The sequence below is a fragment of the Rhizobium aureum genome (assembly GCF_030182495.1).
Taxonomy (GTDB): domain Bacteria; phylum Pseudomonadota; class Alphaproteobacteria; order Rhizobiales; family Rhizobiaceae; genus Rhizobium; species Rhizobium tropici_C.
Genome location: NZ_JAQJCI010000001.1, coordinates 39,813 through 57,811, shown reverse-complemented (window position 1 = coordinate 57,811; position 17,999 = coordinate 39,813). Strand labels below are relative to the sequence as shown.

Annotated in this window: 13 protein-coding genes and 1 pseudogene; 3 read left to right on the top strand and 11 right to left on the bottom strand. The window is 55.9% G+C overall.

All coding sequences use genetic code 11. The features are described 5' to 3' along the window. Positions 1-259: 259 nt before the first annotated feature. The 5 genes from PH552_RS00270 to PH552_RS00250 form a co-directional block, all read right to left on the bottom strand. The gene (locus PH552_RS00270; RefSeq protein ID WP_285165286.1) at positions 260-1,633 is read right to left on the bottom strand and encodes an McrC family protein; all 1,374 of its coding nucleotides are present in this window, start codon (positions 1,631-1,633) and stop codon (positions 260-262) included. Further along, positions 1,633-2,781 carry an McrB family protein gene (locus tag PH552_RS00265; RefSeq protein WP_285165285.1) on the bottom strand — a complete coding sequence of 383 codons (1,149 nt, stop codon included), beginning with the start codon at positions 2,779-2,781 and terminating at the stop codon, positions 1,633-1,635. Before PH552_RS00265 ends, PH552_RS00270 begins: the two co-directional genes overlap by 1 nt. Positions 2,782-2,871: 90 nt before the next feature. Beyond that, positions 2,872-3,996 carry a hypothetical protein gene (locus PH552_RS00260; protein ID WP_285165284.1) on the bottom strand — a complete coding sequence of 375 codons (1,125 nt, stop codon included), beginning with the start codon at positions 3,994-3,996 and terminating at the stop codon, positions 2,872-2,874. Positions 3,997-4,179: 183 nt separating this feature from the next. Further along, positions 4,180-5,352, bottom strand: coding sequence for an MFS transporter (locus PH552_RS00255; RefSeq protein ID WP_285165283.1), 1,173 nt, complete (start codon positions 5,350-5,352; stop codon positions 4,180-4,182). A 152-nt stretch (positions 5,353-5,504) separates the two neighbouring features. Next, positions 5,505-6,770, bottom strand: a complete 1,266-nt coding sequence (locus PH552_RS00250) for an MFS transporter (protein WP_285165282.1) — start codon at positions 6,768-6,770, stop codon at positions 5,505-5,507. A 415-nt stretch (positions 6,771-7,185) separates the two neighbouring features. On the opposite strand from PH552_RS00250, the gene PH552_RS00245 reads away from it, so the two are divergent. Next, the gene (locus tag PH552_RS00245) at positions 7,186-7,554 is read left to right on the top strand and encodes a hypothetical protein (RefSeq protein WP_285165281.1); all 369 of its coding nucleotides are present in this window, start codon (positions 7,186-7,188) and stop codon (positions 7,552-7,554) included. A 240-nt stretch (positions 7,555-7,794) separates the two neighbouring features. Here the strand turns inward: PH552_RS00245 and PH552_RS00240 are convergent, their stop codons facing one another. Beyond that, positions 7,795-8,301 carry an HIT family protein gene (locus PH552_RS00240; protein ID WP_285165280.1) on the bottom strand — a complete coding sequence of 169 codons (507 nt, stop codon included), beginning with the start codon at positions 8,299-8,301 and terminating at the stop codon, positions 7,795-7,797. Between the two features lie 384 nt (positions 8,302-8,685). Between PH552_RS00240 and PH552_RS00235 the strand changes: the two genes are divergently transcribed. After that, positions 8,686-9,438: a nucleotidyltransferase domain-containing protein gene (locus PH552_RS00235; RefSeq protein ID WP_285165279.1), complete on the top strand. Its 753-nt coding sequence runs from the start codon at positions 8,686-8,688 to the stop codon at positions 9,436-9,438. Positions 9,439-9,780: 342 nt separating this feature from the next. On the opposite strand, the gene PH552_RS00230 is transcribed toward PH552_RS00235, so the two are convergent. The 4 genes and pseudogenes from PH552_RS00230 to PH552_RS00215 all read right to left on the bottom strand — a co-directional run bounded on the left by PH552_RS00230 (position 9,781) and on the right by PH552_RS00215 (position 14,330). After that, entirely contained in the window at positions 9,781-10,500 is a 720-nt protein-coding gene (locus PH552_RS00230; protein WP_285165278.1) for a DUF930 domain-containing protein, read from the bottom strand. 9 nt (positions 10,501-10,509) lie between these two features. Beyond that, positions 10,510-11,526: a serine hydrolase domain-containing protein gene (locus PH552_RS00225; protein WP_285165277.1), complete on the bottom strand. Its 1,017-nt coding sequence runs from the start codon at positions 11,524-11,526 to the stop codon at positions 10,510-10,512. 60 nt (positions 11,527-11,586) lie between these two features. Continuing rightward, positions 11,587-12,064, bottom strand: a pseudogene (locus PH552_RS33690) (ATP-binding cassette domain-containing protein); the annotation flags it as partial. Between the two features lie 604 nt (positions 12,065-12,668). Continuing rightward, on the bottom strand, positions 12,669-14,330 hold the full coding sequence (locus PH552_RS00215) for a DUF6119 family protein (RefSeq protein ID WP_285165275.1): 1,662 nt from the start codon (positions 14,328-14,330) through the stop codon (positions 12,669-12,671). Positions 14,331-14,959: 629 nt separating this feature from the next. Between PH552_RS00215 and PH552_RS00210 the strand changes: the two genes are divergently transcribed. Then, on the top strand, positions 14,960-16,831 hold the full coding sequence (locus tag PH552_RS00210) for a DUF4236 domain-containing protein (RefSeq protein ID WP_285165274.1): 1,872 nt from the start codon (positions 14,960-14,962) through the stop codon (positions 16,829-16,831). Here PH552_RS00210 and PH552_RS00205 read toward each other — a convergent pair whose 3' ends face one another. After that, positions 16,832-17,992, bottom strand: coding sequence for a COG3904 family protein (locus PH552_RS00205; protein ID WP_285165273.1), 1,161 nt, complete (start codon positions 17,990-17,992; stop codon positions 16,832-16,834). Positions 17,993-17,999 lie beyond the last annotated feature (7 nt).

Sequence of the window (17,999 nt, the reverse complement as noted above, 5' to 3'; positions counted from 1 at the left end):
CCAACTGATCAAATCTTGCAATAACTTGTCGCCCCACCACATCGGCGATGCCTTTGCGGCCACGAGACTTGCGACCGATGCTGCCTTATTTTGAACGACTGGAAGGCTGCACTGCACGACCACCGGCGCGCAATCGGCATCTTTCCAGAGCGAGCAAACGATGAGGGGTTGTAACCTAATCATCGTTTGGCGGCATGCCCACAACGATGTACGGGATCAATTTCTCACTTTTGACTGCTAAACAACGGCGGGCACGCCTCTAGCTTGCTCCAGAAATAGAGGCAGCGTGGCAATGCACTCGCAGGATCATCGGAAAGGAAGCTCTATCGGGCTGGTTAGCAGGACATACCAGTGTCCCGGTATCTAGGCAGAACGGCAACACCCAAAGTCGAAGGTTTTGTGCATTCGGGAAGATGAACGGCTCAAGCGGGCGAGGGAACGCCTCCGTCTTTGGATAGACGAGCACCACGTCGCCCTGCCCTTCCAGGTAGGTGTGGCCATAAGCGTGGAGCTGGTAGAAATCGCCTTGCGAAAGATTGTACCTCTCTTTCCGCATTGTTTCGATGACGTCGAGCAACTTCCATTTGGTGTCAAGCACCACGATGTTTCGACCGTTCTTCCGGACGACAAGATCGGGCTCCAGCCGGAACCATTGCTCCGTCTCGTGCTCGACGAGATAATGGGTCGCCGGGTGAACCTTCAGCCGCAAGGTGGGGTCGATCGCATATTCAAGGTGTTTGGCGACATAGGCCTCAAAAAGCATTTCCATTGGAAAGAGCAGTGACGACGCTGACCTGTAGCCGGCGCCCGTCAAAGGAGAGAAGCCGGTCAGAACCAGTTCAGCCCAAGAGAGTGCCTCGCCATAGTGGATCATGCTCCGGTCCGGCTGCAGCTTCCTGAGATCTCCGGCGAAGTCGCCGGTTGGAGGGACATCGGAAAAGACGAAGCGCAGTTCCCGCGCCCGGCGCTGATTTTCAAGCGAAACCGACTGAGCGATCACTTCATTCAACGCGGCGTGGATGAGCCGGTTTTCCGGCCGATCGGTGGAGAAGTCGTCATGTTCTGTGAAAAAGGCGTCAGCGCGAACAAGGTTGTGTCGGAGGTGATCAGACATCATGAGCTTGCCCCGCAGAAACGGCAGATTGCCCTGGCGTGTTACATAAGCCCCTCGGAGTCCGCGTTTGATGACGGCGGAGACCGCATCGAGGAATTCAGCCACGAAAACCTCGAGCAGCGACATCCTGGTCGCGGCGAGCTCGGCGCGGGCGGTCCTGATATGCCGAAACGGACCGAGGCAGGAGAGCATGCGGATCAGCAGGCGCCGTGCCCAATTTTCGTCGGCACCACCAGCGCGGCCGACCTTCGGCAAGACCTCGATCTGCACGCCGCCCGGCGCGCGGATCACGCCAACATAGTTTGTAACCTGCACGACTAGCCGGCCGCCGCGCTGCGCCAGCCGCGCCCACCTCGCTCCCTTACCCTCCGTCTGGGCCAGGCATTGTTGTTGAAGCCATTCGAAAACATGGTTCGGAACAACCGCCGCTGCGTTCTGCCCTGACTGCGCCGCGTCCTCTCCGACGAGCATGTCGAATTCGTGGACCGTGAGCGTGCGACCGGGGTTCGGATAGGCCATCAGCGGAAGATCTTGTATATGCCGACATAAGCCGATGGCATAGAGAACGCACCGGGCTGGAGAGCGAACCTGGCCTTGGCGGTGAAGGAATCTATCGATGAATTCGCGCCGAACAGCCTCCGGTATTCCTCTTGCGCATCGCCGACCTCAGCCACGAACTGTGCCAGCGGCTCTTTCTGGTTATCGCCGAGCACGAGCCTGATCTTCTGCCAGTCCTCGAAGAAATATTCCTCGAGCAGCGGTACGATATTCGCCCGGAAAATCGCCGAAAGTGCCTCAAACCGCTCAAGCCCATCTGGGCAGTCCTTCAAACGCTCGAAGTAGGCGTGGCCGATCGTATGGTCACGATCATAGAGGGCTTCAATCCGCTCGTTGATGGATGAAAGCATCTGCGGAATATTGATCGTCGCTTCCTCCGTTTGCACTCGCAGACCCTGTAGCGGGGCGCCCGCTTCGTCGCGGCTGTCCGGATAAACCGGCTTGAAATCGAACCGGCGGCGCAACGCCGTGTCGAGGAGGGCGAGCGACCTGTCGGCTGTGTTCATCGTGCCGATGATGTCGACGTTTGCCGGCACGGAAAATTTGTCGCTTGAGTAGGGAAGCGTCACCGTTATCTCCTGCTTCATGCCCCGGCGCTTGTCGACCTCGATCAGAGTGATCAGTTCTCCGAAGATCTTGCTGATATTGCCACGATTGATCTCGTCGATGATGATTGCGAAACGGTGATCCGGTGCGGCTTTGGCTGCCTCGCAAAGCACGCGGAAGACGCCGGGGCGGATCCTGTAGGCAACGCCACTCCCCTCGCCTTCCCCGTCGAGGAGCGGTCGCAGGCCCTCGACGAATTCCTCATACCCATACGACTGATGAAAGGTGACGAACTCATAGCGCTTGATAACACTGCCTGCAGGAGGACCGAGGCGGAGCTTATCGACGAGCTTGATGATCTCGCCGCAGGCCTCGTTCCATTCGCCAGCAAGGCTCCAAAGCGCGTTTTCGCTTTTCTCGAAAATGATCGGCGCGTGCGCTTCGCCCTGCGCCGCGGCAATCGCATGCGATGCAAGCACACGGTAGATCGTCGACGGCACATGATTGTTGTTGTTCGCGGCCTCCACTGTTCGAATGATTTGGTGGTCCCGGATCTCGGTCACCTTCGAAGGTTTGCCCAGGTCGTAGAGCGCGGCAGCAATCGCTTCCCACCACCGGAGCTCGCTGAATTTCTCCGCAATGAAGCTTCTGCGTCATTCGTCGGCGTCGTGTGTCGCCGTCGTGTCCTGATAGTCGGCCTCGATCAGACGGCGAACTGCGAAGGTCTTTCCGGTCCCTGGCGGGCCGTAGTAGATGATGTTCCGTGGAGATGGCGAGCTTACCTTAGCGGAGGGCCGTATGTCATCGCCCGCACTCCCGACGTCGCCCTCGGCCTTCTCAAACGACGCTTCATCGGGCCAATAGCCGGGGCGGTCCTGGCTGGGGGCTGCCCAATCGAGGAGCACGGCGCTGCGCGACGAAAGGGCAGCCTCAAGCTGCTTTACGAGATCCGCCGTCACCGGCTGCCGCGTGAACTTCGACAGATCTCCTAGGTCGTGCCTGAGGCTTAATGTCCGAGACGCGCGCCCGTGAACAGTCCCGAGAACGCCAATGGCGCGCTCGCTGCCTGGCTCCTTGCGGCCGAACCGGACCTCGATGTCCGTGTCGATATGCCACCAATCAAGGTCGCGCTCATGCACCAGCCGCGCTAGGCGGCAAAAGAGTTCGGTCTCCTGCGGCGTCCATGACGCACGGGCATTTTTGAAGGCGGCCTTTCCGTCGAACCGGCGAAGGATTCCCCCATCGTCAAGGGATCCAAGGCCCAGTGCTTTAGCCAATTCATCGTAACCCGGAGAAAACTTGTTGATCTCTCCGACGCTCCAGGCGACAAGGTCCGAGATGGGCCTGTCCACTCCATCTGCCGCCGACAGCATCGCCACTATCCGGGAAGAGTTGTCATAGGGGCCGCGCATCTCCGCATATTTTTTACGGATTGGGTCACTATCGCTGAGATGGACCGTGTCAATCTTGACCACGAAGCAACCTTCGGCCTCGATTCCGACCGTGTAAGCCAGCTGTTCAGGCGCATTTTTCGTCGGGTATATCCGGGCCCAATTGTACCGCTCGAAATTGTTTCCCTGATTGGTCGGCCGCCGCCGGCAGGTGACGGTTCCCGATAGAAAAAGGGCGGCAAGAACACCATCAGCCCACTGCTTGGTAAGGTCGTATGCGGTTTTCAGCTCTTGATAAACGCGCTGGTGATCGGGGCTGTCCCGGTCATATTTCCGACCCTGCCATTCCCTAAGCAAGGCAAACTGATGTGAAGAAAATGTCTGCAATTTGTGGAATCCTGGGCGGGCGCGAATCGAATTGTCTATCGGTCATCTTATAGCAGTAGTTGCAGGTTCGTGAGGCCGTTCCTCGCTCCCCTTGCTTCCTTCCTCGACGAAATACGTCACCGCAGAAGCGCTATTTGCCATTGTCCGCGATAAAAATGACTTCCACCGTGGTTGCGCCGAATTTTACGAAGTCGGGGCAAGATCCTGCTTTCTCAAGCCGCCAAGCTTTACCAGCAGAATTAGCGCTATCGTGCTGCAGACGATCAGCAGCGTCAATGTCGCGAGCGTGCCGGAGGCGGTCAGGAGACCGGACAGGATCGGGGCTGCGATTGCACTGGTCAGGTTCATCGGGAGTGCGATTGCCGACATGGCAGCGGCGTATTCCGATTTTCTAAAGAAGACGAGCGGCATGGTCGCACGCGCCACGGCGAAGGCGCCGCTGCCGACGCCAAAAAACAGAAGGCACACGACTACCGCCGCAGCCGCGCCACCAAAGGGCAGGAGTACCAGAAGCCCAAGAGGAATCATTGCTCCCGCGACGATCCCTGTCGACAGGGCGTCCCAGTGTTTGCCGCCGAGGAGATCGATCAGACGGCCGCAGACTTTGAGGATCCCAATCAGCGACGCTATACCGACGGCAAAAGATTGCTCCGCACCAAGTGCACGAAACAATTCAATGCCGATCGCTTCCATCCCGTAGGTGACAAAGCTGTTCAACGCAATCGCTGTGACAAAGAACCAGAAGACCTTGCTTCGATGTGTAGCCTGGCTCCGTGGTTCTTCGGATTTCGAGACGCCGCGCACGTCGGGAAGTCCAAAGGAGATGAGGGGCGTCACAAGAACAATCATGATTGCGGAATAGATTTGTATCGTCGCACGCCAATCCACGAGATGCTGAAGATAGGCTGTCAACGGCCAAAAGACACTTCCAGCGAGTCCGGTGACCAGCATCAGCGAACCGATCATACCGCGCGCCCGTTCATCGGCGTAATCTGACAGATAAATGTAGGCGGCAGTTGTCAGAAACATCGCACCGGCAGTTCCCAGCAACGCCCAGGCTGCAAGATAGGTCGCAATGGAACCAGCGACACTCACGATCGCAAGGCCGGCGGCAATCAGAACGGCGCCCGCAGTCATGACGTTCTTTCCGCCCAATCGCCGGAACGCCTTGCCAATGAGTGGTGCCGCGAGCCCCATCACAACATACATGGTGGCCGTACCAAAAAAGACCGTCGGAAGCGGTACGTGCAGATCGCCGGCGATTGCAGGCGCAAGCACCGGCAAGAAGCCAATAACGCCCCAACCGGTAATTTGGGTGAATGCCAGGATGAGGAGGACGAATAGCGTGCGGGTCATTAGGCGACGTTAGGCATTCTCCATGTCGGGAATGTAACACCCGGTATCTCCCAGTCGCGATCGAGGGGTTAGTCTTATTCAACCAGTTCTCCGTCCATAGAATAGGCAGCATCCCTTTGACGTCGCGTCAGCACGTGGGGAAGATTTGGCGGCTAGTCCTGCTGCCTGGCGTCAAAATCTTTACCTCTCGCGTCCGTTCGTCGTCTCACGATGAGCAACGAGCATGCCAATAAGGCGGTGGCATAGCCGCTGATCAAATATGGTGCAGATATCCCGGCAGATTCCGCCAGTGCGGCTCCAAGCGGCGGCGCAGTCATCATCGCTGCCGCACTAAGCCCCTCGCCCACCGCGGCAACGCGTCCCAAAAGCTCAAGCGGTGTCTCCTTCTGCAGCACCACGCGGTAGGGGACAAAAAAGCCGGCGCTAGCCAAACCTGTGGCAAACAGGAGTGCACAAAAACTCACGGCAGACATCTCGATATCGCCGCGTCCGACGTGGCCCATCACGGCAATTAACAGCCCGCCAACGAGGCCCGAACCGATCATCAGCTGAAAAGGATCGCGCTGTCCGAAGAACTGTCCCAGAAGCAAAGCGCCGATTACTCCGCCGGCTCCTGCGGACGCAACGGAAGCTCCGAGCAAGGCGCTCGAAAGTCCGATCTCCTTGACCAGGAGCGCTATCAGGCCGTCGTACAGGAAGATTAGAAAATAGCCGAGAGCCATGGCCACAATGGCGGTAGCAAGGACCGGCTTACGCAGAACGTGTCTCAGGCCGTCGGCAAACTCCTGGCCAAATTTTCCCTTAGCGGCCCCACTGCGATCTGCGCGCAAACCGCTCGGCAAACCAAAGAGAATCAGGGCTGCGATCAGCGACAGGCCCGCGTTCACCAAGAAAATCTGCTGCAGGTCGAGAAATACAGTCAGAACCCCACCTAAGGCCGGGCCAACAATCTTGGTTAGCTGATTGATGACGTGGCTGAGACTATTTGCCGCTAACAATCGATCACGGGTCGCAAGAAGTGGAATTGCCGCTTGCTTTGCCGGCGTGAACAAAGCGTCGGCACTGGATTTGATGACGACACAGATGAGGAGCACAACAAGATTTGGCGCCAAAACAAATGCCGCCGTCGAAATGGCCCGTATGACGTTACTCGCTACCAGCAGCGTTCGTTGATCGGCGCGATCCACCAAAACGCCAACGGCGGGGGCGAGAACGACATAGGGCAACGCTAGCGCCAAGGTTAAACTCGCGACCGCCACAGGTCCAAGCTGCCATTGGAATGCCACGAGCGCACTTAGCGCCACAAAATCCAACCAATCGGCAAGATCAGAAGGAATCTGCGCGAAGAGCAGTCGCCGCAGTTTCGGCACGGTGAGCGGCGCGAGGCTATCAGGCAACCGATGCAATGCGACCACCATCAATATCGAACTTCGTCATGGAGCCTCTTCGCTACTCACTGCGATCATCTGCCCTACCACAACCATGGATTAGGATCGAGGATGGGAGTGGCACAATTGCCCGGTATAGCTACACTGCTCGAAATCAGTCCCGTTTGGGATCGTTTGCGGATGGGAGCGGAATACTAGGCTAAAGGCTTTGGCCAGCGAGATTCCGCCCGTGAGTTTGCCGTGTTCTTCAACGAGCATAAACTGCCGCGGCGGAGTCCCACCCGAGTACGGTGCTGATAGATCAAGTCAAGCACGGCGAGAGCCTTTGCGGACGTTTTTCCTGGCACGACCAAGGCGTTAAGCGTCAGGCTTTGATAGGGTGCGCCAGAGCAAGCGAATGACATGCTGCCCGCTGGCATTCGCCCCAAATTTGTGGATATCATGGTTGGCTGTCAAGCATTTCGCCGAGCAAGAGGGGCGCGCCATTATGGGTGGTATCAATATTCATTGTCCACCGTTCGTCGGACGCGACAAATCCGGGACGCCATTTGAGGCGGTGTTAGTCGAGATTTCGGAAGGAGCCGGATCTGAAGTCGAGAGTGTTGTTCGAGGAATTGATGAGGCGCTTGAGACAGCGAGCGATCACATCCTCATTGCGCCCGCCGATGCGGCCAAACTTATAAATCCCTTGCGCGTTTGGATAGAACGCAACCCGAACGACCCTCGACCGCTGTTCGACGAATGCGCAGAGGACCTGTTTGAAGCCTGTCGAACAGCCGTCTCAAATGGTAGACCAGTCGCGTTGGTGTGGTGATGCCCGGTTTCCGCGAGGCACGCTCAATCGAGGACGTTTTCGTTTACCGGTTCACTATCTCGGCGATCATCTTGGACTGGAGATCCGTCAATCAAAAATACTATCGTTGGCCGAATTGGTGAGCGCGCCAGCCTGACGATCATCCTTTCGTATCAAAGTTGCCGATCTCGCATGCTGATGTCATAGGACACCGCGAGTATGGCTTTGAAGCGCAAGTTCCATGGGAAGCCTAAAGCTAAACTATGATGCGGGCAGCTCAGCACGGTACGCTTCAGCGATCCGCCGCGCCATTTGCGCCATTTGGTCATCAGGTATACGTAGGACCCCGTACTCAGCCATCAATGCATGATATTGCTGCTCTTCAAGCGGCACACCTCTAGGCAAGGGTACGACATGAAAATGCAAATGGCTGTTGGCTTGTTGGCTGCCGAGCGAAAGCACATACATTCGCTCGGCATGAAATGTCTTTTTCAGGGCGCGAGACAATAGGTGCACCTTCTCCTGCAGCCGGAGATATTCTTCCGTCGACATATCATGAGCCAAATCCTCGCGGTGCTCTTTCGGGCAGACAAGGCAGTAACCAGGTAACGTCGGGTACTTACTCAAAAAGATAATCGTTTCGCCGTCCTCAAAAATCCGATGATGAAAGCAAGAGGGATCATTCCCGACCAAGCCGCAGATGAAGCACGGTTTTGTTGCACTGTCGCGCAGATAGGCCTTGAGATCGAATGGTTGCCGGTCGTTCATTCTGAACCTTCGCCCTGTTGCTCGGCAGCGTATCGCTTTCAATCTAGCGCATCAGTCCAGGTTGGGAAGCTACGTCGCCAAAACCGGGCAAATACAGTGGCATCATAGCGTTGAATCTGCAAACTTCACACATCGCAAAAGTCCGCGACTTGCGTTCGAGAGGTGATCTCCTTCATCGCGGCGGATTGACTGAAGAATACGACGCGGGTAACCTCAAGTAATGAGCAGAATGCGTTCCACTTCATCGACCTCCATGACCGCCCGAATGCGGTGGTTGGTCTTGTCGTGAACTAAACCTGTTCATTTGATAAGTGGATCAACCCCGCCGGGCACGAGCGGGGTTTTATTTTGCGCCCGCTCCGTCCGTCAAACGAGGAGTGGTAAGTGAGCAATCGACATCGCACTGCGCGTGCCCTTGACGTCGCGATTGACTGCCTGACGACCCGTTTTGCAGGCGCTTGTTTCGCCTTTGCCTCAGGATCAATCATACGCGGCGAAGGCAACGATTATTCCGACATCGATCTTGTGGTCGTATTTCCCAATCTGCCAAGAGCATGGCGAGAGTCATTCGAAATATCGGGTTTTCCCGTGGAGGCTTTCGTGCATGATTCCCAGACGCTCCGATATTTTATGGACAACGACATACAAAGCGGATGCCCGATCATCGTCAACATGGTGGCTACTGGCATAATCATCGGAAATGAAGATATAGCGGCAGGAGCAATGCAGAGGGAAGCGCAACGATTGCTAGCTCTGGGTCCGAAGCCTCTCTCGGACTCGGCCTATGACAGGATGCGCTACGTCATCAGCGATATTGCCGATGATCTACGTGCCGACCGTCCGGCGGCAGAGGTAGCCGGGTTGGCAGCCATGCTTTATCCGCAGCTCGTTGACTTGATGCTGATCGGCAGAGGAGCATGGTCGGGGCGCGGAAAATGGGCGGCCCGTTTGCTTGCCAGATTCGACCAAGGATTGGCCGACGCCTTAAACAGCGCCTTTGCAAAAGCAGCGTCGGGCGATGCATCTGAGCTAACCGCGCTCGCCGAAAGCGAGTTGGAAAGGCATGGCGGCCGCTTTTTTAACGGGTATCGGCAGGAGGCCGCGCCGCAAGCCCGCCGCATTGAACCGCTTAATTAAGCGGTTCATTCCTTCAGGAAACTACGGGAAGATTCGGATGCGATCCCACGGGCGGTGTCCAGGAACTGAGACGTGCTCGTGGCTGTTGACGTGTTCTCAGCCGGAGGGGAAACTATCGCGGCGGCGTGTCACGAGTACGGCTGTGATGGCTCAGGTCAAGCACAGTGGGAAGGCGTTACAGTGGTTTTTCCTAGCAGGGGCGAGGCGTTGAGCGTCAGGCTCCGATAGCCGCGCTGCTTGAACCGCAACTCAAATACCTTCCTGTCGCCGAGCGTCAATCAAGATACTAAACAGACGCGCGGATAATGTTGAACCCGGTCGGTTCATGCGGCAGTCGCATGCTCAATCAAGCGAGCGACCTTCTTCGGGCAGACTATGGTCAGCCCAATCCTTTTTCGGTATCGGCTCGCCCATGAGAAATTCGAAAGCGGCCACCTTCTTATGGTCCGGGGTGAGATCGCATCTGAATCGTAATCTATACCAGTCGCCCTTACTATGCAGCGCAGCCCCATCCGCCGAAAAGGTGTTCCCCGATAATTTCGGATCGGTCATCGCATAGGCCACGACGCGATCCGGCTGATATTCTTCGCTCCACACTCCGACCTGAGCCATGGCTTCCAAATTGCATAGTTGTTCGATCTGATCTGCAGGCCTGAGCATCGCAAGCTGTTGTCTGCTATTTCGGCTTCTTGGATCGTCCAACACCTTCTCCGACAACATGCGCGACGGCTTCACCATCGTCGGCGTTTCATCAAGACGATGAGCTTCGTTCGGGATCGACTTGGGAACTGCCGGTGTTTTCAACATCATCTCGGGCGTGTTCGCCGGCATGCCCTCGCCCTGCCGTGCAGGCGGAAGATAAGGTTGGCGCACCGAATTCTCCTGTTGAGCGGATCCGGGAAGGGTCACGATTTCCACCTCTATACTCTGCTCCTGCTGCTCGGGCAGTTTCGGTGTGGCGGATAAAAGCGGTATGAAAACGCCCAACAGGATATGAAGGAGCGTGGACCCGGCAAGGCCCCGCTTATCGAATTGATCCTCTGTCCTCACCACCAACTTCATGCAAGCGCGTCAGGGGGCAGCAGCTACGAGCTGACGCAGGAAGTCAACGAACTGACTTGTTCGCTTCCTCCCGGAATCAACGGTCTGGACGACGACCAGACGCTTAGAAGGAATAATCGCAATCTGTTGTCCGCCATAGCCAGACGCAATCGCTGCGCCGGATCCAAAGATATCCGGATTTAACGTCCACCAAAGATAGCCATATCCCATGTTACCCCGGTCGGTGTGCGAGTAGGGTGTGGTTGACTCCCGCACCCACGCTTCGGAAATGATCTGTCTGCCGCCCCATCGCCCTCCGTCGAGATATAGCTGACCGATGCGGGCAAGATCGCGCGCGCTCATCCTGAACGGATAGGCCGGATGGACAGACGATTTTTCGAGAGAGTAACGGCCGTCAGCCTGTGAGAAATCTTCCATGCCGGTCGGCACGGCAATGCGCTGATAAAAACTCTGGAAAATATCTTCTCCGGTCTGCTGCCGGTAGATCGTGCCGAGCGCATTGAAATCCCAGTTGTTGTACCACCACAAAGTGCCCGGAGCGTGACCCCCGCGTTCTGGCCTGTTGCGACGCATTTCGCCAGTCTCATGAGCGGCGGCGTGATATATGCCTGACCGCGACATGAGCAAATCTCGCACGGTTGCCTGTTTCTCCATCGCCGTGAGTGATGGCAGCTTGTCATCTATGCCCAGCTCGGAAAGCGTGCTTTCGAGCCTGATCCGACCTTTTGAAACGGCGATGCCGTAGAGGGCGCTCAGCAGGCTTTTGCGGACAGAGGCAACGTCGACCTTGCGGCCAGGGTCGCCCCAACTTGCAATCACCTTGCCAGCTTGCATCACTATGATGGCAGTCGGCTTGCCGCCGGCCATCGTGTGGTCGCGGGCGGCTTTCAATCCCTCGTCCGACCAGCCGACCGAAGCGGCATCGACGCTTTGCCACGACTGTGCGTTTGCGATCGCCGCAAGCAGGAACAAAATCAAGACAGAGCATATGGACAAAATTTTTGTCAGCTTAAGAGTTGTCGGCATTCGTTTGCTCTGGTTGGTCCGCGCAAGCGCTGCAGCAGATGCTTTGATTTAGCTGATGCGGCTTAGTTGCCGAACCGGCCTATCGAGATAGGCCGATATACCCAACATGCCGCATAGCATACTGAGGTTACCGTCAAAGCGTCTCTGCGTGATATCGTAGATGTGACGGCTAAGCTCGAAGCTATCCCGGACCGGCAGATCCCACCAAAGCTGGCTCCGCTGGCCGAACACCACGCCGATTTCTTGCGCATTGGCCATGCGTTCCCTGTGCGGGACGCGCCCAAGGACCGACACTCCGCCACTCGAGGGCACGAGGATCCCGGTCATCATCTTGATCATCGTTGACTTTCCGGCCCCATTTCGGCCCAAGATAGCCCACAGCTTCTCCAGCCTTGATGGAGAAGGAAAGCCCGGCGGCAGCTTTGATCTCGGTATACTCGGGAGAAAAGAGGCCTCGCATCGAACCGAGCATCCCGGGATAGCGGCGGCGCTGGCGGAACGTTTTCGACGTCTTTTCGGCGACTATGATGTCCGTCATGTCGAAAATACTCCCTAAACAAGTATTCCGAGGTTCTGGGCGCAAGCGTCGGAGTCGATCAACTGGCACGATCGCAGCCGAGCCGTCGTGTGATCATTGATGATTTTGACGATTAACGAATCAAATTATCAATCAAGGCTTGCTTAGAGGCTAGTCCTTTGTTCAAGTCTTTTAAGAGGAGCATGGTTGCGAATAGCGAATAGGGATGTGCACCGGGAAAACGACCCCGCCAACAAGTGCGCCAGGGCACTCTCGCTCACCGGTCATTCACTGACAAGCTCAAGACTAGGGGCCAATATTGCCGGATGACTGGAGGTTTCGGTATGCTCTTGAAAGGACTCGAACCGCCGACCCCGTAGTTCAGACGATACGTTCGCGTCGAATTTCCGTGTACAGGCAGCTACTTGCTCTCGGAAATGCCGATGGGGGTCGTTGCCGGCCTGGCAGGTTTCGGCCGGGACTTGCGTTAAGATGCGTTCAGCCACCGCCTGTCGGCCAAATTTGGCGCGCGCGCTAATCTAAAGGTACGAGGCTTTGGCTTGGCCGGGCGCGGGAGGAGGCCGGCCGGCTTCGGTGTGAAGATTGCCTGGTCGGCCGGAGCCGGCTAGTCGTGTCCAGATGCGACCTCGCCGGCAGGTTTTTCGATCAGCTCAATAGCAATTGCGAGCCCGAACTGTTCAATGCGTTGCGCGGCAGCTTGCAGACTAACTTTGCTGAAAAAGGGAAGTCCAAGCGTTCCATCCGCATAGGGCTTCCGCATTACGCCGTAGACGACCTTGAATTTGGTTCGGTCGACGCGCTCTGTGCTTTTCGGGAGCTGTGTTTCAAAACCGTCGCCGAGGCCCTTCACTTTTGATCGCAAAGTCTTGCGAAACTTCGCGTCGCTTACAAAGGCTTCGGCGCTAACCACCCCTTGCATCCACACATGACTGATTGGTCCGGAGGATTCCCCGTCTTTGAGGTGGATGAACTCGCCGTTTTTGGAGAGAAAGTCGCACGGCTCAAGATTGCCGTATTGCACTCCCTGGGGATTGATTTTTTGTTGGTCAAGCTTCAGCAAATCCCGCCGGTTTGCCTCAAGATCCGCGATCAAATCCCGCTCATTTGCGCACTCTGTCGCTCCAATAATCGTGACTTTCTCCAGCGCGTTGAAATAATCCTCAACTAGCTTCTTGAAGCGCTTCTCGACGACGTACCAATCGCCTGCGAACAGAACATAGTGCTTTTCCTTGTCCCCAGCTCCAATTGATGCCTCAAATACGAAGCAATCGTAGACCCTCCATTTTTCACTGAATTCCTCCTCGCCATCACCCTTGGCCTTGATGCGATGATTGGCCTTCACTTCGGAAAAATCACCGTCAAAATCGCAGCGGTTTAGTTCGGCTACATAATCTTCGATCGAAAGGCTGTGAAACGTCGTGCCATGCGAACCAAATCCGTTGTAATGAAGCTCGTTCCCTTCGGTATAGTTGACAACTTCCGGGGGCGACATGTGGAGCTGAGAGGATTGCCCAACTCTGAGCTCACCCAAGGCCTCTTCAAGTTTCCCGTCGAGCATGGCGATAATGTCCTTCTCATGGACGATCTGCATGTTGTCGACCCAGGCGAATTCCCTCTGATAGTCGACCTTCTTGAATGCTTTGACTACCTCGGCACACTTTTGCTGGAGACCGTCTGCTTTGACCTCGCAGGTGATCGACAGACTATCTTTTCCCGCTACGAACCGAGCAAATTTCAAGTTGGTTGGCGTACCGCCTGCAACCCGAGCTAGGTCGCGCAACATGTCCACGCCAAAAGCTTGCAAATCGCTATCCCGGCTTGCCTGTACGCGTTTTTGAAATGTCACGGCGTCAGGCGTGGCAAGATCGAGCGTTCGAAGCTGTCCTCTAGAAACCGTATTGAGCGTGACCTTTAATCCGAACTGGCGCTCGAATGCATCGTCGTTAAGGGCGATATGGACATGCCCAAAGCAGATGGCGGCAATTCGATCTCCGACCGGCAAGAAGATCACTGCTCCAGCGCCACTTGCAAAAATGTCTGCTGGTAGGTCCGGACTTTGCGAGCTTAGAAATTCCACCCAAGATGGCGGGTTTGAGTAGATCTGCCCGATAAAAAGGGATGCGCCTTCTACGCCATTCCAAGGTCGCTGCTCTAGAGCCCTGTCGCTTCCCTGGGCAAAAGTTGGTGAAAATGCGTCGCCAATAGCTCGGGTTTCACGCAGTAATCGAATGTTGAGCGTACGTAGACGCGCCTTTTCTCCGGTCATATTAGCTCCCCCCTGCACATTATTACCACAACCCGAAAGTTGCCTCTAGGCCGGACACGCGTACTACCAGCGCTTGCCGGCTCAACTTCGTTTCGTCTCGGCTATTTTCCGCTTTTGCAGGTTCAGTTCCCGTAGGTGACGCTCCGTGAGGCGAGGAAGGAAGGTTTTGACGACACATTCAAAGGCAGGTGTGATATGAAGCGGACGTCGGCTTCCGGGGTGCGGCCGCGGCGGACCTAGACGACCGAAATCAAGGCGCGCTAGTATTGGCACCGAGCTTTGCTACGATGCTTTTTGGAAACTGCATACCACAATCAACATCAAATCTATTGAGGTGAGAGGAGTTGAACCAATGACCCTCTCTGAATTTGTCCAACCTACTGATCCACAAGCGTTTCACTAGACAATTTTCTATCGCGGAGCTTACTTTTCTTAGCTTTTTGTCCCGAATACCCAAACGAACTCGTGTAACGCTGTAAAAAAAGTCGCGCGAGCAATTTGAACAAGGGCGAAAAGACATTGGCGGACGACTGTGACGACATCGCTAAAGCTCGGAATTTTGGCAACAAAGCCGTTCGTTGCAAAGAGAAAATCGTGTAACATCCATCCGTTGCAGTGGCGAGGGTGGCATGCCATTTTACATTCGGAAGTCGGTAAAGGCGGGGCCATTCCGATTTAACTTCTCCAAGGGCGGCGTCGGTGTCTCTGTCGGCGTGAAAGGGCTTCGCCTTGGTACTGGGCCACGAGGTCATTACGTTCACGCTGGCCGTCGCGGCGTTTATTATCGCGCATCACTTGGCTCTGCAGGCAAACTTCGTCATGCTGCGATACAATCACCTCCTACGGCACCACTCACCTTCGAAGAATCCACCGTCAATATGGTGGAAATCGAGTCCGGTGACGTCATGGAGATGCGGGACGAAAATTTCAGCGACCTGCTCGACGAAATCAATGCGAAGGCCAGCCAATGGCGAATGTCTGTCATCTTCGGCTGGCTCTTTGCTCTCCTTGGCATTTTCCTTCTTGTTAAAGCATCGACTGTAGGAATTTGGGTATTGGTCGCCGCCCTACCCGCCTGGGCTATTGGATCTTGGATCGACTCTTATCGTCGCTCTACCGTGCTGTTTTACGATATCGATGGCCCCGTTGAGCAGGCCTACAAGGATACCATAGCGGCGTTTGACGCGTTGAATGCCTGCGCCGGAAAATGGCACATCGAGGCTGGCGGTGCGGTCAACGACCTGACGACTTGGAAAAGGAATGCGGGCGCTTCCTATATAATTAAGCGCACAGCTACGAAGCTCGCCTACGCATTGCCGAAGGTCATAAAGAGCAACATCACACCGCCTTCGATGCATGTCGGCAAGCAGGTCATATACTTTATGCCTGACGTAGCCTTGATCGCCCACAATTCGCGCTTCGGAGCGGTATCTTATTCTGACCTGCGTGCTCGCTGGCAACAAACACGGATGATTGAAGATGGCCACGTCCCACGCGACGCAAAAATTGTCGATCACACTTGGCAGCATCCAAACAAGAGCGGCGGACCTGATCGACGCTTTCGAAATAACCGACAACTGCCCGTTTGTCTCTACGACACCCTCCATTTACAAAGCGACAGCGGCGTAAACGAGGTGCTGGAATTCTCACAAGTTGGCAAACTGTCTGGTTTTGTTGAGGGCTGCCGGGCATTGGCGAAGGCAAAGGCGGAAGCGTCGGAAGCCCCAAAAGCAATCCCGCCGACAGAGGCACAGCCGTCACAACCGACTTCGCCAGGTATCATTGTCCCGGCGGTGCCGCAGCCAAAAAGCAATATTCGCACTGTAGCGTTTATCGTCATAGCTATCTTCGGGCTTTCTATTGCAATCAGCGTATTCCAAAATGCTGGGCATTCGACGAAGCCAAGTACGACCCAGGCAGTTTTCGGCAACGGGCCTGGGCAAATTCCACCGCAGACGCCTAACGCGACGTCAACAATGGCTGTGTCCAGTTCCAATCAAAGTATTCAACCCGTCCAAGCGTCGGCTACTCAGACCCCAACTCCGGCTCCGAGTGCACAAGTCTCGACACCGGCGATTGACCAAACATCGGCCAACGGTCCTCAACCTGACCGGGTGGAAACTCCTGATCCCGGTGCCTTCGAAACACTCATTGCGGCCGCGACAGCACCCGACACATCTCCTGCAGTCGCGCCAATTGAACCACCAGCCATCCCTTATGTCGCTCCATCCGAGCCGAAATTCGCTTATTTGAAGCTGCCCATCCAGTTTCGGGAAGGTCCGGGGCCGAACTACGTGCCTCTTGGAGGCATCGGGCAAAATGCTTTGCTCGTTGTCCTTGAGAGCGAAGGCGGATGGGTCCGCGTATCGGGCGGTCCTTCAGCCGTTGGATGGGTCCCGAAAGAACTCCTTAGTCAGCGCCCCGTCTCGCTTCAAATGGCTAAACCCGCCCTCAAGGCGCGGAACACGTATTCGCCCCCACCACGAGAGGGCGGCCGATAGTTATTGAAGGGTACATTGCCCCCAAGTCGAATCGGATCTTCGGCACCAGCCACCGCTGGCCAGTTGCGTGAGTAGCTGTGATTGTGAGTTGCATGCGTCCTGCGAGTAAGTAAGCGAACATACCGCGCTGTCGGTCAACCATCGACGAATAATTCGATCAGGGCCCACGACGGACTTATCACTGGTCGTGATTTTACCGTTCTCGGCCAAAATCTTATGGGTCACAGGATCCCATGTCATCACGGCATTCACCACGCCCGAGGCAGATTTCTTTCGAGCCGGGCTATATGTGTACCAGTCGACGATGGCGAAGACGGCGCAGGTGTCGAAGCAAGATGCGTGGGCGGTCCCCGGTCGTATTGCATAGATGCGAACCGGCCAACGGATCGCAAACTGTTGCTTCTCCGTGAGAACATCTGACTTCGAACGTTGAGATCCGTAATAAATAACGGAATCGCCATAGTTGTTGGCGAGGAACAACATTCCTTCGTTGGTCGACCACGTCCGCTGCATTTCCTGAAAGAACTGGAGAGCGGCCTCGTTCGCCATTGTCGAAGGGCTCTCGTCGGGCACCGCAGTCTCTTCGGCCGAAGGTGCCACATAGGGGGTAGGCTGCCCAGTTACGATCCCAAAGCCCGCCATGTCGACCAGCGACAACACGCGCCGATCACCGTCGGCAAGACCGGTGACAAACGGGAGAAAGCTTGGGTCGAGGCCCAATTCCGTGAAGTAGATTTTCAATTTATCGGCGTTTTCCTGCTGGCCAGTCGGTCCGGGCGACCGAAGATTTCGGTTCACAATCAGCGACCCGTCTTCAGCAAAGCGCTGAACGCCACCGACGAACGCGAACAAGCATGCAGCCTCACATTTTGACCCCGAGACCTGAATTGTCGAAAGTTTCAGGCGACGAACTGCTCGGCCATATTCCATCGCAGCGTCGACGTCGCCGCCGGTTGAACTGAAAGCGATAAACTTCGGAGTGCTGCTCTTTACCTCGGCTTCGAGCTTATCAGGGAGATCACCCGGTTCAAACGTTCCCTGGATCAGCAAAATATCGCTGTTCGAGGCTCTTAAGTGGGCAAATCTGATGGCGGCGTGACCAAGGCTTGGAGCCAAGGTGATCGATGTGACGATAACGGAAATGAACACAAACCACCGCATCGCGTCC

Bases quoted from the DNA above. Each gene is read 5' to 3' on its own strand.
- PH552_RS00270 (WP_285165286.1), bottom strand. From the start codon at position 1,633: ATGGCCTATCCGAACCCCGGTCGCACGCTCACGGTCCACGAATTCGAC.
- PH552_RS00255 (WP_285165283.1), bottom strand. From the start codon at position 5,352: ATGACCCGCACGCTATTCGTCCTCCTCATCCTGGCATTCACCCAAATT.
- PH552_RS00250 (WP_285165282.1), bottom strand. From the start codon at position 6,770: ATGGTGGTCGCATTGCATCGGTTGCCTGATAGCCTCGCGCCGCTCACC.
- PH552_RS00240 (WP_285165280.1), bottom strand. From the start codon at position 8,301: ATGAACGACCGGCAACCATTCGATCTCAAGGCCTATCTGCGCGACAGT.
- PH552_RS00230 (WP_285165278.1), bottom strand. From the start codon at position 10,500: ATGAAGTTGGTGGTGAGGACAGAGGATCAATTCGATAAGCGGGGCCTT.
- PH552_RS00225 (WP_285165277.1), bottom strand. From the start codon at position 11,526: ATGCCGACAACTCTTAAGCTGACAAAAATTTTGTCCATATGCTCTGTC.
- PH552_RS00215 (WP_285165275.1), bottom strand. From the start codon at position 14,330: ATGACCGGAGAAAAGGCGCGTCTACGTACGCTCAACATTCGATTACTG.
- PH552_RS00210 (WP_285165274.1), top strand. From the start codon at position 14,960: ATGCCATTTTACATTCGGAAGTCGGTAAAGGCGGGGCCATTCCGATTT.
- PH552_RS00205 (WP_285165273.1), bottom strand. From the start codon at position 17,992: ATGCGGTGGTTTGTGTTCATTTCCGTTATCGTCACATCGATCACCTTG.